The organism is Streptomyces sp. NBC_00080 (assembly GCF_045041255.1).
GTDB lineage: Bacteria > Actinomycetota > Actinomycetes > Streptomycetales > Streptomycetaceae > Streptomyces > Streptomyces coriariae.
In genome coordinates this window covers 5,928,978-5,943,730 of the sequence record NZ_CP108235.1, presented here as the reverse complement: position 1 = coordinate 5,943,730, position 14,753 = coordinate 5,928,978, and the positions used below count along the sequence as shown (strand labels likewise).

General features: G+C 70.2%; 12 protein-coding genes. 11 read left to right on the top strand and 1 reads right to left on the bottom strand.

Features of this window, described 5'->3' with window-relative positions; all coding sequences use genetic code 11:
* Positions 1-11 precede the first annotated feature (11 nt).
* The 10 genes from OHU34_RS26610 to OHU34_RS26565 all read left to right on the top strand — a co-directional run bounded on the left by OHU34_RS26610 (position 12) and on the right by OHU34_RS26565 (position 12,708).
* Positions 12-2,057, top strand: a complete 2,046-nt coding sequence (locus tag OHU34_RS26610; protein ID WP_230195648.1) for an acetyl-CoA carboxylase biotin carboxylase subunit — start codon at positions 12-14, stop codon at positions 2,055-2,057.
* 8 nt (positions 2,058-2,065) lie between these two features.
* Entirely contained in the window at positions 2,066-3,001 is a 936-nt protein-coding gene (locus OHU34_RS26605; protein ID WP_142267849.1) for a hydroxymethylglutaryl-CoA lyase, read from the top strand.
* Positions 3,002-3,007: 6 nt separating this feature from the next.
* Positions 3,008-4,168: an acyl-CoA dehydrogenase family protein gene (locus OHU34_RS26600; protein WP_405768627.1), complete on the top strand. Its 1,161-nt coding sequence runs from the start codon at positions 3,008-3,010 to the stop codon at positions 4,166-4,168.
* Positions 4,169-4,586: 418 nt separating this feature from the next.
* Complete coding sequence (locus OHU34_RS26595; protein WP_142264453.1) at positions 4,587-5,636, top strand: ABC transporter substrate-binding protein; 1,050 nt, start codon at positions 4,587-4,589, stop codon at positions 5,634-5,636.
* A 114-nt stretch (positions 5,637-5,750) separates the two neighbouring features.
* Positions 5,751-6,572: a siderophore-interacting protein gene (locus OHU34_RS26590; RefSeq protein ID WP_142264454.1), complete on the top strand. Its 822-nt coding sequence runs from the start codon at positions 5,751-5,753 to the stop codon at positions 6,570-6,572.
* A gap of 177 nt (positions 6,573-6,749) precedes the next feature.
* Positions 6,750-8,192: a lysine decarboxylase DesA gene (gene desA, locus OHU34_RS26585; RefSeq protein ID WP_230195642.1), complete on the top strand. Its 1,443-nt coding sequence runs from the start codon at positions 6,750-6,752 to the stop codon at positions 8,190-8,192.
* Positions 8,176-9,450 (top strand): lysine N(6)-hydroxylase/L-ornithine N(5)-oxygenase family protein, encoded by a 1,275-nt coding sequence (locus OHU34_RS26580; RefSeq protein ID WP_405768622.1) that lies wholly within the window; start codon positions 8,176-8,178, stop codon positions 9,448-9,450. Before desA ends, OHU34_RS26580 begins: the two co-directional genes overlap by 17 nt.
* On the top strand, positions 9,447-10,001 hold the full coding sequence (locus OHU34_RS26575; protein ID WP_142264457.1) for a GNAT family N-acetyltransferase: 555 nt from the start codon (positions 9,447-9,449) through the stop codon (positions 9,999-10,001). The genes OHU34_RS26580 and OHU34_RS26575 overlap by 4 nt, the downstream gene beginning before the upstream one ends.
* Positions 9,998-11,767 carry an IucA/IucC family protein gene (locus OHU34_RS26570; RefSeq protein ID WP_405768620.1) on the top strand — a complete coding sequence of 590 codons (1,770 nt, stop codon included), beginning with the start codon at positions 9,998-10,000 and terminating at the stop codon, positions 11,765-11,767. The genes OHU34_RS26575 and OHU34_RS26570 overlap by 4 nt, the downstream gene beginning before the upstream one ends.
* A 71-nt stretch (positions 11,768-11,838) precedes the next feature.
* Positions 11,839-12,708: a DUF4429 domain-containing protein gene (locus tag OHU34_RS26565; protein ID WP_405768617.1), complete on the top strand. Its 870-nt coding sequence runs from the start codon at positions 11,839-11,841 to the stop codon at positions 12,706-12,708.
* Between the two features lie 26 nt (positions 12,709-12,734).
* Here OHU34_RS26565 and OHU34_RS26560 read toward each other — a convergent pair whose 3' ends face one another.
* A complete protein-coding gene (locus OHU34_RS26560; RefSeq protein ID WP_230195638.1) occupies positions 12,735-14,306 on the bottom strand; it encodes a metallophosphoesterase family protein in 1,572 nt (523 codons plus the stop codon).
* A gap of 186 nt (positions 14,307-14,492) precedes the next feature.
* On the opposite strand from OHU34_RS26560, the gene OHU34_RS26555 reads away from it, so the two are divergent.
* Positions 14,493-14,750, top strand: coding sequence for a hypothetical protein (locus OHU34_RS26555; RefSeq protein ID WP_020131788.1), 258 nt, complete (start codon positions 14,493-14,495; stop codon positions 14,748-14,750).
* The last annotated feature ends 3 nt before the right edge of the window (positions 14,751-14,753 follow it).

Below are 14,753 nucleotides of genomic sequence, written 5' to 3'. Positions count from 1 at the left end.
GGGGAGCAATGATGTTCGACACCGTGCTTGTGGCCAACCGGGGCGAGATCGCCGTCCGCGTCATCCGCACCCTGCGCGCGCTGGGCGTGCGCTCGGCGGCCGTCTTCTCCGACGCCGACGCGGACGCCCGGCATGTCCGGGAGGCCGACACCGCCGTCCGCATCGGTCCGGCGCCGGCGGCCGAGAGCTACCTGTCGGTGGAGCGGCTGCTCGCGGCGGCCGCCCGCACCGGCGCGCAGGCGGTGCACCCCGGCTACGGCTTCCTCGCGGAGAACGCCGGCTTCGCGCGCGCCTGCGCCGACGCCGGGCTGGTCTTCATCGGACCGTCCGCGGACGCCATCTCCCTGATGGGCGACAAGATCCGGGCCAAGGAGACCGTGCAGGCGGCCGGGGTGCCGGTGGTGCCCGGGTCCAGCGGCAGCGGACTCACCGACGCCGAACTCGCCGACGCGGCCCGTGAGATCGGCACCCCCGTGCTGCTCAAGCCGTCGGCCGGCGGCGGCGGCAAGGGCATGCGTCTGGTCCGGGACCTGGCCGTGCTGGACGAGGAGATCGCCGCCGCCCGCCGTGAGGCCCGCGCCTCCTTCGGGGACGACACGCTCCTCGTCGAGCGGTGGGTGGACCGGCCCCGGCACATCGAGATCCAGGTACTGGCCGACGGCCACGGGAACGTGGTGCACCTGGGAGAGCGCGAGTGCTCCCTCCAGCGCCGGCACCAGAAGATCATCGAAGAGGCGCCCTCGGTCCTGCTGGACGAGAAGACCCGCGCGGCCATGGGCGAGGCGGCGGTCCAGGCGGCGCGCTCGTGCGGCTACCGGGGCGCGGGCACGGTGGAGTTCATCGTGCCGGGCAACGACCCGTCCTCGTACTACTTCATGGAGATGAACACGCGGCTCCAGGTGGAGCACCCGGTCACCGAACTGGTCACCGGTATGGACCTGGTGGAGTGGCAGCTGCGGGTGGCCGCCGGTGAGCCGCTGTCCTTCGGCCAGGACGACGTCCGGCTGACCGGGCACGCGGTCGAGGCGCGGATCTGCGCCGAGGACCCCGCGCGCGGGTTCCTGCCCTCCGGCGGGACGGTGCTCCGGCTGCGCGAACCCCAGGGCGACGCCGTACGCACCGACTCCGGGCTCAGCGAGGGCACCGAGGTCGGCAGCCTCTACGACCCGATGCTGTCCAAGGTGATCGCCTACGGTCCGGACCGGGAGACCGCGCTGCGTCGGCTGCGGGCGGCCCTCGCCGAGACGGTCACGCTGGGCGTGCAGACCAACGCAGGGTTCCTGCGGCGGCTGCTGGCCCATCCGGCGGTGGTGGCCGGCGAGCTGGACACGGGTCTGGTGGAGCGGGAGGCCTCGACGCTCGTCGCGGCCGACGTGCCACAGGACGTCTACGCGGCGGCGGCGCTGCTGCGCCAGGCCGCGCTCTCCCCCGCGCCCGGCCCGGGCTGGGTGGACCCCTTCGCCGTCGCGGACGGCTGGCGGCTGGGCGGCGAGCCCGCCTGGACGGCACACCACCTGCACGTGCCGGGGCACGACCCGGTGACCGTCCGCGTGCGCGGCACGGCGGACGGCACCGCCGAGGTGCTGCCGGACGGGACGGACACCCCGCTGCGGGGTGCCGGGGGCCCGCCCCCGGCGCCGGGAGGGGATCCCCGGTTCACCTGCCGGCTCGACGGCGTCGCCCAGTCCTTCGCGGCACTGCCGGACGGCACCTGGCTCGGCCGGGACGGCGACGCCTGGAATGTGCGCGACCACGATCCGGTCGCCGACTCCCTGTCCCGAGGGGCTCACGCGGGCGCCGACTCGCTCACCGCGCCCATGCCCGGCACGGTCACCGTGGTGAAGGTCGCCGTCGGCGACGAGGTGACCGCGGGCCAGAGCCTGCTGGTCGTCGAGGCGATGAAGATGGAGCACGTCATCTCCGCCCCGCACGCCGGCACGGTCGCCGAACTGGACGTGACGCCGGGCACGACGGTCGCCATGGACCAGGTGCTGGCCGTCATCGCACCGGCGGAAACACCGCCGGAGGCACCGGCAAGGGCACAGGAGGACCAGTGACACTTCCCATGGCCGTACCGGCCGAGGGCCTTCCCGCGCGGGTGCGCATCCACGAGGTGGGCCCGCGCGACGGCCTCCAGAACGAGAAGGCGACCGTGCCGACGGCCGTCAAGGCGGAGTTCGTCCACCGCCTCGCGGACGCGGGTCTCACCACCATCGAGGCGACCAGCTTCGTCCACCCCGGCTGGGTGCCCCAACTCGCGGACGCCGAGGAACTGTTCCCGCGTGTGAGCGGCCTCGATGTGGCGCTCCCGGTGCTGGTGCCGAACGAGCGCGGCCTGGACCGGGCCCTCTCCCTGGGCGCCCGCCGGGTCGCCGTCTTCGCCAGCGCCACGGAGTCCTTCGCCAAGGCCAACCTCAACCGTTCGGTGGACGAGGTGCTGGCGATGTCCGGGCCGGTGGTGGCCCGGGCCAAGGCGCGGGACGTGCATGTGCGGGGCTACCTCTCCATGTGTTTCGGCGATCCGTGGGAGGGCGCGGTCCCGGTGGACCAGGTCGTCCGGGTCTGCCGGGCCCTGCTCGACCTGGGCTGCGACGAGCTGAGCCTGGGCGACACGATCGGCGTGGCCACCCCGGGTCACGTCCGGGCCCTGCTGACCGCGCTGAACGAAGGGGGCGTGCCCACGGGCGCGCTGGGCGTGCACTTCCATGACACGTACGGCCAGGCGCTCGCCAACACCCTCGCCGCGCTCCAGCACGGCGTGACCACCGTCGACGCCTCGGCGGGCGGACTCGGCGGCTGCCCGTTCGCGAAGTCCGCCACCGGCAATCTCGCCACCGAAGACCTTGTGTGGATGCTGCGTGGCCTCGGCATCGACACGGGGGTGGACCTCGGCCGTCTCGTCGCCACGAGCGAGTGGATGGCCGGCCGACTGGGCCGACCCAGCCCTTCCCGCACCGTCCGAGCACTCGGCGGCACGACACAGCCCCACAAGGAGCAGTGACCCGAAATGGACCACCGTCTCTCCCCCGAACTGGAAGAACTCCGCCGCACTGTGGAGGAGTTCGCGCACGACGTGGTCGCGCCCAAGATCGGTGACTTCTACGAGCGGCACGAGTTCCCGTACGAGATCGTCCGTGAGATGGGCCGCATGGGCCTGTTCGGGCTGCCGTTCCCCGAGGAGCACGGCGGCATGGGCGGCGACTACCTCGCGCTCGGCATCGTGCTGGAGGAACTCGCGCGCGTCGACTCGTCCGTGGCGATCACCCTGGAGGCGGGCGTCTCGCTGGGCGCCATGCCGATCCATCTCTTCGGTACGCCGGAGCAGAAGCGGGTGTGGCTGCCGCGGCTGTGCTCCGGCGAGGTCCTCGGCGCCTTCGGTCTGACCGAGCCGGACGGCGGCTCGGACGCGGGCGCGACGCGTACGACGGCCCGGCTCGACCCCGAGACGGACGAGTGGGTGATCAACGGCACCAAGTGCTTCATCACCAACTCGGGCACGGACATCACGGGGCTGGTCACGGTCACGGCGGTGACCGGCCGCAGGCCGGACGGCCGGCCGCTGATCTCGGCGATCATCGTCCCGTCCGGCACGCCGGGCTTCACGGTCGCGAGCCCGTACTCGAAGGTCGGCTGGAACGCCTCCGACACCCGTGAGCTGTCCTTCTCCGATGTGCGTGTCCCGGCGGCGAACCTGCTGGGCGAGGAGGGCCGCGGGTACGCGCAGTTCCTGCGGATCCTCGACGAGGGGCGTATCGCCATCGCGGCGCTGGCGACCGGTCTCGCGCAGGGATGTGTGGACGAGTCGGTGAAGTACGCGAAGGAACGGCACGCGTTCGGCCGTCCGATCGGCGCCAACCAGGCCATCCAGTTCAAGATCGCCGACATGGAGATGAAGGCCCACACGGCCCGCCTCGCCTGGCGGGACGCGGCCTCGCGGCTGGTGGCCGGCGAACCCTTCAAGAAGGAGGCCGCCGTCGCCAAGCTCTACTCGTCGACGATCGCCGTCGACAACGCCCGCGACGCCACCCAGGTGCACGGCGGCTACGGCTTCATGAACGAGTACCCGGTGGCCCGGATGTGGCGCGACTCCAAGATCCTGGAGATCGGGGAGGGCACGAGCGAGGTGCAACGGATGCTGATCGCACGCGAGTTGGGGATGCCCGGCTAGCCCCGGTGGCCCAGGGCGCGAGGCGGTGCGCGCTGGACCGCGGCGGCCGTCGGGGGCCGACGGGGGCCGACGGGGGCGCGTTCGCGCGATGGCCGGAAGTCGACCTGACACCGCCGACCCGATATCCACAGGAGGTCGCCGCACCGCCCGCTCCGGGCCGGTACGACGGCCTCCTCGGCATGTTCCGAGGCGGCCTGACCGCGCTTCACATCCTCGGAGCGAGCGGCAACTCCAGGCCCGTTCAAGTCTCCTGACACCCCGTACACCTTTGATCCACAGGACGGGCACAGAAAGCGGGCATGCGTCGAGGCGGGCGTTCCGCAACCCCGAACCACCCTCTGGACACGAGCTGAGGTTAGGCTAACCTACGTTCGAACCGTCCTCGGGTGATCCGCCCCGTCCGAAAGTAGCCAGAGACATGCCCAACGCCAGAGCCGCTCGTCCCACCCGCCGTGGCATCCTCGCCGTCGGTGGCGCACTGGGCCTCGGTGCCGCCCTCGCCGCCTGCGGGGACGACGACGCGAGCAGCAGTGGCTCCCGGTCGTCGGCGAGCGCTTCGGCCAAGTCCGGTCCCTGGACCTTCAAGGACGACCGCGGCACCACGGTGAAGCTCGACAAGATCCCCGCGAACATCGTCGCCTTCACCGGCGTCGGCGCCGCCCTGTACGACTACGGCATCCAGGTCAAGGGCGTCTTCGGCCCGACCAAGACCGCCGCGGGCAAGGCCGACGTCCAGGCCGGCGACATGGACGTCAGCAAGGTGACGGTCCTCGGCAACGTCTGGGACGAGTTCAACGTCGAGAAGTACGCGGCCCTCGCGCCCGAGGTGCTCATCTCCACGATGTTCGACAACGCCGGCACCCTCTGGTACGTCCCCGAGGCCTCCAAGGACAAGGTCGCCAAGCTCGCCCCGAGCGTCGGCATCTCCGTCTACGACCGTCAACTGACCGCTCCGCTCCAGCGCATGTGGGAACTGGCCGAGTCGCTCGGCGCCGACATGACGGCGGCCGCGGTCACCGACGCCAAGAAGAAGTTCGAGGACGCGGCCGCCCGGCTGCGCGCCGCCGCCAAGGCCAAGCCCGAGATCAAGGTGCTGGCCGGTTCCGCGAGCGAGGCGCTCTTCTACGTCTCCGGCACGAACCTCTCCATCGACCTGGAGTACTTCAAGGCCCTCGGCGTGAACTTCGTCGAGCCGCCGGAGAGCGCGAAGGCGGAGGGTGGCGGCTGGTACGAGTCGCTGAGCTGGGAGAACGTCGACAAGTACGCGGCCGACATCATCATGATGGACGACCGCTCCTCGACCATCCAGCCTGCCGACATCACCGAGGCGACCTGGAAGAAGCTGCCCGCGGTGAAGGCCGGTCAGGTCATCGCGCGGTCGCCGGAGCCGATTCTTTCCTACGCGAAGTGTGTACCGCTTCTCGAGAACCTCGCGGAGGCTCTCGAGAAGGCGAAGAAGGTCAGTTGACATAGCGGTGGCTCCGGTCGTGGGTGAGCTGCGGTCCGTTGTGGCTGGTCACACAGTTCCCCGCGCCCCCAGAAGCAGGTGAGCCACCCCTACCCACGCTTACAGGAGCCCCCCGTGACCACCGCCGTTGTCGCGCCCTTCCGGTTCTTCTCCCTCCACGTCGTTCGGACCCGGCGGGTCGGGTCGTCGCTCGTCCGGGTCACCTTCACGGGGCAGGATCTCGAGCACTTCTTCTCCGACGGACACGACCAGTCGCTGTCGCTGTTCCTGCCGCACCCGGGGCAGAGCGAGCCGCAGGTACCCTTCGAACTCGGGGACGGCTGGTGGCAGGCGTGGCGTGAACTGCCGGACGACGTACGGGCGGTGATGCGTTCGTACACGCTCCGGGCCCTTCGCCGGGACGCGCTCGGGCGCACCACCGAGATCGACATCGACTTCGTGCTGCACGCCCCGGCCGGGCCCGCCTCCGCGTGGGCCGCGGGCGCCGGTGCCGGGGACCGGGTCGTCCTGCTGGGGCCGGCCCTGGCCGACAACCGGGCGATCCGGTTCCGGCCGCCCGGCGACACCGACCTGATCGTGCTGTGGGGTGACGAGAGCGCCCTGCCGGCCGTCGCGTCGATCCTGGAGTCCCTGCCGGCCGGACAACGCGTCCGGGTCTGGCTGGAGGCGCACGACATGGGGAACGTGCGGGAGTTGGCGACCGCGGCGGACGCCGAGATCACCTGGGTGGTCGGGGAGAGCTCCGTGGACGCCGTCCGCGAGGCCCGGCTCCCGGCCGCCGAGCGCCCGTACGTCTGGATCGCGGGCGAGTCGGGGGGTGTGAAGGCGTTGCGCCGCCACTTCGTCAGGGAACGCGGGATCGACCGGCGCCGCATCACCTTCGTCGGGTACTGGCGCCAGGGCATGAACGAGGAACAGCTCCGCGCGTCGGAGTAGCCACCACCCGTGCCCCCGCAGGCAGTTGTGCGGGGGCATCGACGTGATCACCGTCACGGCAGAGGCAGGGCACCTCCTGCGTTACTTAGGTTAGGCTAACCTAAGTTGAATCAGCGGCTCCGTCCCCGAGCCCGTCCCGCAGCAGACCTCGTCCCCACCCCCCGGAGGACCTCCACCATGCGCTCGCACCTGCTCAATGACACGACCGCGGAGCAGTACCGCCGCTCCGTGACCGAAGGAGTAGAGCGGGTGGCCGCCAAAATCGCCGCCACCGACCGTCCGTTCACCGGCGTCTCGGTCGACGCCCTCGCGCCCCGCATCGACGGGATCGACCTGGACAAGCCGCTGCACGACACCACGGCCGTCCTGGACGAGCTGGAGGAGGTCTACCTCCGCGACGCGATCTACTTCCACCACCCCCGCTACCTCGCCCACCTCAACTGCCCGGTGGTCATCCCCGCCGTGCTGGGCGAGGCGGTCCTGTCGGCCGTCAACTCCTCCCTCGACACCTGGGACCAGTCGGCCGGCGGCACCCTCATCGAGCGCAAACTGATCGACTGGACGACGGCCCGGATCGGCCTCGGCCCGGCCGCCGACGGCGTGTTCACCTCCGGCGGCACCCAGTCCAACCTCCAGGCGCTGCTGCTCGCCCGCGAGGAGGCCAAGGCGCAGTCTCTCGCCGACCTGCGCATCTTCGCCTCCGAGGTCAGCCACTTCAGCGTGAAGAAGTCCGCGAAACTGCTGGGCCTCGGACCCGACGCGGTGGTGTCCATCCCGGTCGACAACGAAAAGCGGATGCAGACCGTCGCGCTCGCCCGCGAGCTGGAGCGGTGCAAGGACGCCGGTCTGACACCCATGGCCGTGGTCGCCACCGCCGGCAGCACCGACTTCGGCTCCATCGACCCGCTGCCGGAGACGGCCGAGCTGTGCGACCGGTACGAGACCTGGATGCACGTCGACGCGGCCTACGGCTGCGGGCTGCTGGCCTCCGTGAAGTACCGGGGCCGGATCGACGGCATCGAGCGCGCCGACTCCGTCACCGTGGACTACCACAAGTCCTTCTTCCAGCCGGTGAGTTCGTCGGCCGTACTGGTCCGCGACGCGGCCACGCTCCGCCACGCCACCTATCACGCCGAGTACCTCAACCCGCGCCGCATGGTGCAGGAGCGCATCCCCAACCAGGTGGACAAGTCCCTGCAGACCACGCGCCGCTTCGACGCGCTCAAACTGTGGATGACCCTGCGGACCATGGGCGCCGACGGCATCGGGCAGCTCTTCGACGAGGTCTGCGACCTGACCGTCGAGGGCTGGCACCTGCTGGCCGCCGACCCGCGCTTCGACGTGGTCGTCCGGCCGTCGCTCTCCACCCTCGTCTTCCGCTACATCCCCGCCGCCGTCACCGACCCGGCCGAGATCGACCGCGCCAACCTCTACGCCCGCAAGGCCCTGTTCGCGTCCGGTGACGCGGTGGTCGCGGGCACGAAGGTCGGCGCCCGCCACTACCTGAAGTTCACCCTGCTGAACCCCGAGACGACGACCGACGACATCGCCGCCGTCCTCGATCTGATCGCCGGCCACGCCGAGCAGTACCTGGGAGAGTCCCTTGACCGCGCTTCCTGAAGCCAGCCACACCTATGACTTCGTGGGGATCGGGCTCGGCCCCTTCAACCTCGGCCTCGCCTGCCTCACCGAGCCCATCGACACACTCGACGGCGTCTTCCTGGAGTCCAAGCCGGACTTCGAGTGGCACGCCGGCATGTTCCTCGACGGCGCCCACCTCCAGACGCCGTTCATGTCGGACCTGGTCACCCTGGCCGACCCGACCTCGCCGTACTCCTTCCTCAACTACCTGAAGGAGAAGGGCCGGCTGTACTCGTTCTACATCCGCGAGAACTTCTACCCGCTGCGGGTCGAGTACGACGACTACTGCCGCTGGGCCGCGAACAAGCTGAGCAGCGTGCGCTTCTCGACGACGGTCGCGGAAGTGACGTACGAGGACGACGTGTACGTCGTGCGGACCACCGCCGGCGAGCGGTACCGCGGCCGTCACCTGGTCCTCGGCACCGGCACGCCCCCGTACGTCCCGCAGGCCTGCGCGGACCTGGGCGGCGACTTCCTGCACAACTCCCGCTATCTGCGGCACAAGGCGGAACTCCAGAAGAAGGAGTCGATCACGCTGGTCGGCTCCGGGCAGTCGGCCGCCGAGATCTACTACGACCTGCTCAGCGAGATCGACGTCCACGGCTACCGGCTGAACTGGGTCACCCGCTCCCCGCGCTTCTTCCCGCTGGAGTACACCAAGCTCACGCTGGAGATGACCTCCCCGGAGTACATCGACTACTTCCGCGAGCTGCCGGAGCAGACCCGCTACCGCCTGACGGCCGAGCAGAAGAACCTCTTCAAGGGCATCGACGGCGATCTCATCAACGAGATCTTCGACCTGCTCTACCAGAAGAACCTCGGCGGCCCGGTGCCCACCCGGCTGCTCACCAACTCCTCACTGACGAGCGCACGTTACGCCGACGGCACCTACACCCTCGGCTTCCGCCAGGACGAGCAGGGGAAGGACTTCGAGCTGAGCTCCCAGGGGCTGGTCCTGGCCACCGGCTACCAGTACACCGAGCCGGAGTTCCTCGCACCCGTCCGGGAGAGACTGCGCTACGACTCCCACGGCAACTTCGACGTCGCCCGCAACTACTCCATCGACACCACGGGCCGGGGCGTGTTCCTGCAGAACGCGGGCGCGCACACCCACAGCATCACCTCCCCCGACCTCGGCATGGGGGCGTACCGCAACAGCTCGATCATCCGTGACCTGCTCGGCAGCGAGTACTACCCGGTCGAGAAGACCATCGCGTTCCAGGAGTTCGCCGTATGAGCACCACCACGGCCGCCGTCGGCCGTCTCACCCTGCGCCCGCTCGACCCCGTCGAGGACGCCGAGCTGCTGCACGGCTGGGTCACCCACCCCAAGGCCGCGTACTGGATGATGCAGAACGCGAAACTGGTGGACGTCGAGCGCGCCTACATGGACATCGCGGCCGACGAGCACAGCCACGCCCTCATCGGCCTGCACGACGGCGAGCCCGCGTTCCTGATGGAGTACTACGACCCGGCCCACCGTGAGCTGGTCGGCCTGTACGAGCCGAGGCCCGGCGACGTCGGCATGCACTTCCTGGTCGCCCCCACCGACCGGCCCGTGCACGGGTTCACGCGGGCCGTGATCACCACCGTGATGGCGCGCCTCTTCGACGACCCGGCCACCTCCCGGGTCGTCGTCGAGCCGGACGTCTCCAACACGGCCGTGCACGCCCTCAACGAGGCCGTCGGGTTCGTGCCCGAGCGGGAGATCCAGAAGCCGGAGAAGCAGGCGTTGCTGAGCTTCTGCACCCGCGAGCAGTTCGTCGCGGCGACGGGGGTGCGGGCATGAGCCTCGCCGGCGCCGTCGCCCACCTCTCCCCCGAGCGCTGGGAGAAGGCCAACCGTCTGCTCGTCCGCAAAGCCCTCGCGGAGTTCGCGCACGAGCGCCTGATCACCCCGGAGGAGAAGGACGGCCGCTTCGTCGTCCGCAGCGACGACGGGCTGACCTACTACCGCTTCACCGCCGTCCGCCACGCCCTCGACCACTGGCAGGTGGACGCCGACTCGATCACCCGCACCCGCGACGGCGCCGAACTCCCGCTTGCCGCAATGGACTTCTTCATCGAGCTGAAGAAGACGCTGGGCCTGAGCGAGGAGATCCTGCCGGTCTACCTGGAGGAGATCTCCTCCACCCTCTCCGGCACCTGCTACAAACTGACCAAACCGCGGATCACGTCGGCGGAGCTGGTCAGGAGCGGCTTCCAGGCCATCGAGACCGGGATGACCGAGGGCCACCCCTGCTTCGTCGCCAACAACGGGCGGCTCGGCTTCGGCATCCACGAGTACCTGTCGTACGCCCCGGAGACGGCGAGCCCGGTCCGGCTGGTGTGGCTGGCCGCGCACCGCTCGCGGGCCGCGTTCACGGCGGGCGTCGGCATCGCGTACGAGTCGTTCGTGCGGGAGGAACTGGGCGAGAAGACGGTCGAGCGGTTCGACGCCGTCCTGCGCGAGCAGGACCGGGACCCGGACGACTACCTCCTCATCCCCGTCCACCCCTGGCAGTGGTGGAACAAGCTCACCGTCACCTTCGCCGCCGAGATCGCCCGCGGGAACCTGGTCTGCCTGGGCGAGGGCGACGACGAGTACCTGGCGCAGCAGTCCATCCGGACGTTCTTCAACTCCTCGCACCCCGAGAAGCACTATGTGAAGACGGCCCTGTCCGTCCTCAACATGGGCTTCATGCGCGGGCTCTCGGCCGCCTACATGGAGGCGACCCCGGCCATCAACGACTGGCTGGCCCAGCTCATCGACAACGACCCGGTGCTGCGCTCGACGGGCCTGTCGATCATCCGGGAGCGGGCGGCCGTCGGCTACCGGCACCTGGAGTACGAGGCCGCCACGGACCGCTACTCGCCGTACCGCAAGATGCTGGCCGCGCTGTGGCGGGAGAGCCCGGTGCCGACGCTGCGGGACGGCGAGTCGCTCGCGACCATGGCCTCCCTGGTCCATGTGGACCACGAGGGCAGGTCGGTGGCCGGCACGCTGATCGAACAGTCGGGCCTGACGCCGACGCAGTGGCTGCGCGGCTACCTCCAGGCGTACTACACCCCGCTCCTGCACAGCTTCTACGCCTATGACCTGGTGTTCATGCCGCACGGCGAGAACACGATCCTGGTCCTGAAGGACGGGGCGGTGCAGCGGGCGATCTACAAGGACATCGCCGAGGAGATCGCGGTCATGGACCCGGACGCGGTGCTGCCGCCCGAGGTCCGGCGCATCCGCGTCGAGGTGCCCGAGGACAAGAAGCTCCTGTCCATCTTCACGGACGTCTTCGACTGCTTCTTCCGCTTCCTCGCGGCCGGCCTCGCCACCGAGGGGATCCTCGAGGAGGACGACTTCTGGCGCACGGTCGCCGAGGTCACCCGCGCCTACCAGGAGGCGAACCCCGAACTGGCCGACAGGTTCCGCCAGTACGACATGTTCGCCCCCGAGTTCGCCCTGTCCTGCCTCAACCGTCTCCAGCTGCGCAACAACCAGCAGATGGTGGACCTGGCGGACCCGTCGGGCGCCCTCCAGCTGATCGGAACCCTGAAGAATCCCGTCGCGGGGTTCTGATCCGGGCAGACGGGCGCCCCCGAGTACGGTCCTCGGGGGCGCCCGTCGCCATGTTTGGAAGAATCCTCAGCATGGCGGAAATCATCCAGAAGGACGGCACCTGGGTCTTCGACGGCGATGCCCTGCGGCTGACCCCGGGCCGGGACAAGAACGTCAGCCCGCTCCGCAGGGAACTGGGTGAACTGATCGTCCCCCTGGGCGCGTTGGCCGGGCTGTCGTTCGAGCAGGGAAAGAAGACCGGGCGGCTGCGGCTACGGCTGCGGGACGGCGCCGATCCCCTGCTCCAGGCGACCGGCGGACGGCTGACCGAGCCGCACGATCCGTATCAGCTGCTCGTCGAGTCCGACCGGTACGGGGTCGCCGAGTACCTCGTGGACGAGGTGCGCCGGGCACTGCTCCTCGACGAGGTGCCGACCGACCCGGTGGACGCGTATCTGCTGCCCGGCCCGTCGGTGCCCCTGTCCGCCTCCGCCGGGGACGGCACGGCGGGCTTCGACGGTGAGCGGGTACGCCTGGAGTGGAACTGGAAGACCGAGGAGTCCAAGGCCTCCGCCGGCGCGCGCAGTATCGGCATCGCGGAGATCGAGGCGGTGGAGTGGCAGCCCGCGGTCGGCCTCGAGAACGGCTGTCTGCGCTTCCGGCTGCGTCACGCGCCGACGAAGGCACCGGCCAAGTACGACCCCAACGCCGTGGAGCTGTGGGGCTTCAGGAAGGACCCGCTGATGGCGCTCGTCGCGGCGGCCGTGCAGGCCAGGCTGCCCCACCCGGCGGCCGGACCCCGGGAGTCCGTACCCGCGCAGCGCGAGGCGGACTCCGCCGGCGGGGACGACCACGACGCGCTGCTGCGCCGGCTGCGCGAACTCGGCGAGCTGCGCCGGGACGGCGTCCTGACGGACGAGGAGTTCGCGATGGCCAAGCAGGCGGTCCTCAGGCGCCTGTAGCGCGACGAGGACCGCCTGTGCCGGGACTACTTCGCCTTGCGGGCCACCGTGAAGTGGTCGACCTGGTCGCCGGTCTCGGCGATGCCGCGCACGGTCAGCGTGGCCGTGCGGCCCTTCGCGGCCGGGGTCACGTCCACCCGCAGGAACGAGTAGTCGAGGTAGCGCACGCGCGACCAGGTGACGGTCTCGTTCACCTTGCCGTCCTTGGTGTTGATGAAGGACGCGACGGAGTCGACCTCGTTCTCGTGGCCCTCGTAGGAGAGCGGGGCGCTGAAGGCGTACAGGCTGCGGCCGGCCGCGCCCGCCGTGACGTACACGACACCGTCGGTCTCGGGGTACGCCGTGCCGCCGATCGGGAGCTTCTTGGTGACGGCGCCCTTCTTGAGGACGTCGGTGCGCTCGTACTGGTGGTTGTGGCCGTTGATGACCAGGTCCACCGTGTACTTCTCGAACAGCGGCACCCACTCCTGGCGCACGCCCCCCTCCGAGGCGTGCGCGGTGGAGGTGCAGTAGGCGCAGTGGTGGAAGAAGATCACGACGAAGTCGACGTCCTTCGACGCCCGGTACTTCTTGAGCTGCGTCTCCAGCCACTTGGTCTGGGTGCCGCCCGAGATGCCGAGGTTCGCCGGGATCTCGAAGGAGACGTCGTTGGCGTCGAGCGAGATCACCGCCGTGTTGCCGTAGACGAACGTGTAGACGCCCGGGAGGTTCTTCGCGTCGGGGCCGTTGTCCGGGAGGCTCCAGCGGGCGTCCTCGCCGCCGTAGCCGTTGGGCGAGTACCAGGCCTCCATGTCGTGGTTGCCGTAGGCCGGCATCCACGGGACGGACTTGGCGACGGACTCGGTCTGGGCGAGGAACTGGTCCCAGACGCGGGAGTCGAAGCCGGTGTCGGCGGACTTGCCCTGGCCGGCCGGGTCGGCGTAGGCGATGTCGCCGGCGTGCAGGTGGAAGGCCGGGTTCTGGCCGAGGAGGAGGCTGTTGTTGGCGAGTCCGTGGTAGCCGACGCCCTCGTCGCCGAAGGCGGTGAAGGTGAACGGCGCCTTGTGGTCGGGGGCGGTGGTGAACGTGCCGAGGGTGCCGAGGAGGTGGGCGGCGGCCGGGTCGAAGCCCGCGTGACCGACGCCGTAGTAGTACGTCCTGCCGGGCTTGAGGTGGGTGAGTTCCGCGTGCAGGTAGTACTGGGTGTGGTCGCCGCCGGCGCCGACACCGGCCGGGGTGTGGAGGGTGCGCACCTCGGCCTCGATCTTGCGGGAGAGGTCCCAGGGGTGGGCGCCGATCCGGATGAAGGGCTTCTTCACCGCGACCGGCACCTGCCAGGAGACCGTGATCTCGGTGCGCGGGTCCTTGCCGTAGGCGAGGTGGCGCCCGAAGGGGGCGACGAGGGCGCCGTCGACGTGCTCGGCGGCCGGCGTGGTCTTCGGGGTCTGCGTCGGCACAGCCGCCTGCGCCGTGGCGCCGGTCACGAACGCGCCGCCCGTGACGGCGCCCAGGGTGACGGCGCCGCCTCTGATCATCGTGCGCCGGGAGAACTTGGCGCGCAGGTACTCGTGCTGCTCGGCCATGCTCATGCGGTCGGCGAGCTGCTCGGGTACGCCCATGCGAGGAGTGTCCATGACGTCTGAAACTCGTCGCCTCGGGCGACGGGCCGCGAGCCGCCGAATGGACGGCCGGGGAACGGCAGCTCATAACACATTCAAGGTTCCCCCAAGGCTCCTTAACAGGCGTCTGCCCGAAATCGGGCACGATTCTTGCGAAACCGGCTCGCGTACCCCAGGATCTACCGGGTGCACGACGAACTCGTTGATCACCTGACGCGCTCCACGCCCCTCCAGCGGGGCGAGGCGCTACGGGTGATCCAGGACGTGCTCGCCTACTTCGACGAGACGACCGAGAACTACGTCCGTCGCCGCCACCGCGAGCTCCAGGCCCAGGGCCTGGTCAACGCGGAGATCTTCGAACGGGTCGAGGCGGACCTGAAATACCGTGCGGTGGCGCCGCCCGAGCTCACGCTCAGGCAACTGCGGCGCATCGTCTACGGGTGATCG

Excerpts from the sequence above, each read along its gene's own strand:
- OHU34_RS26600 (WP_405768627.1), top strand. The coding sequence starts at position 3,008 with ATGGACCACCGTCTCTCCCCCGAACTGGAAGAACTCCGCCGCACTGTG.
- OHU34_RS26560 (WP_230195638.1), bottom strand. The coding sequence starts at position 14,306 with ATGGGCGTACCCGAGCAGCTCGCCGACCGCATGAGCATGGCCGAGCAG.
- OHU34_RS26565 (WP_405768617.1), top strand. The coding sequence starts at position 11,839 with ATGGCGGAAATCATCCAGAAGGACGGCACCTGGGTCTTCGACGGCGAT.
- OHU34_RS26595 (WP_142264453.1), top strand. The coding sequence starts at position 4,587 with ATGCCCAACGCCAGAGCCGCTCGTCCCACCCGCCGTGGCATCCTCGCC.
- OHU34_RS26575 (WP_142264457.1), top strand. The coding sequence starts at position 9,447 with ATGAGCACCACCACGGCCGCCGTCGGCCGTCTCACCCTGCGCCCGCTC.
- desA (WP_230195642.1), top strand. The coding sequence starts at position 6,750 with ATGCGCTCGCACCTGCTCAATGACACGACCGCGGAGCAGTACCGCCGC.
- OHU34_RS26605 (WP_142267849.1), top strand. The coding sequence starts at position 2,066 with ATGGCCGTACCGGCCGAGGGCCTTCCCGCGCGGGTGCGCATCCACGAG.
- OHU34_RS26610 (WP_230195648.1), top strand. The coding sequence starts at position 12 with ATGTTCGACACCGTGCTTGTGGCCAACCGGGGCGAGATCGCCGTCCGC.
- OHU34_RS26570 (WP_405768620.1), top strand. The coding sequence starts at position 9,998 with ATGAGCCTCGCCGGCGCCGTCGCCCACCTCTCCCCCGAGCGCTGGGAG.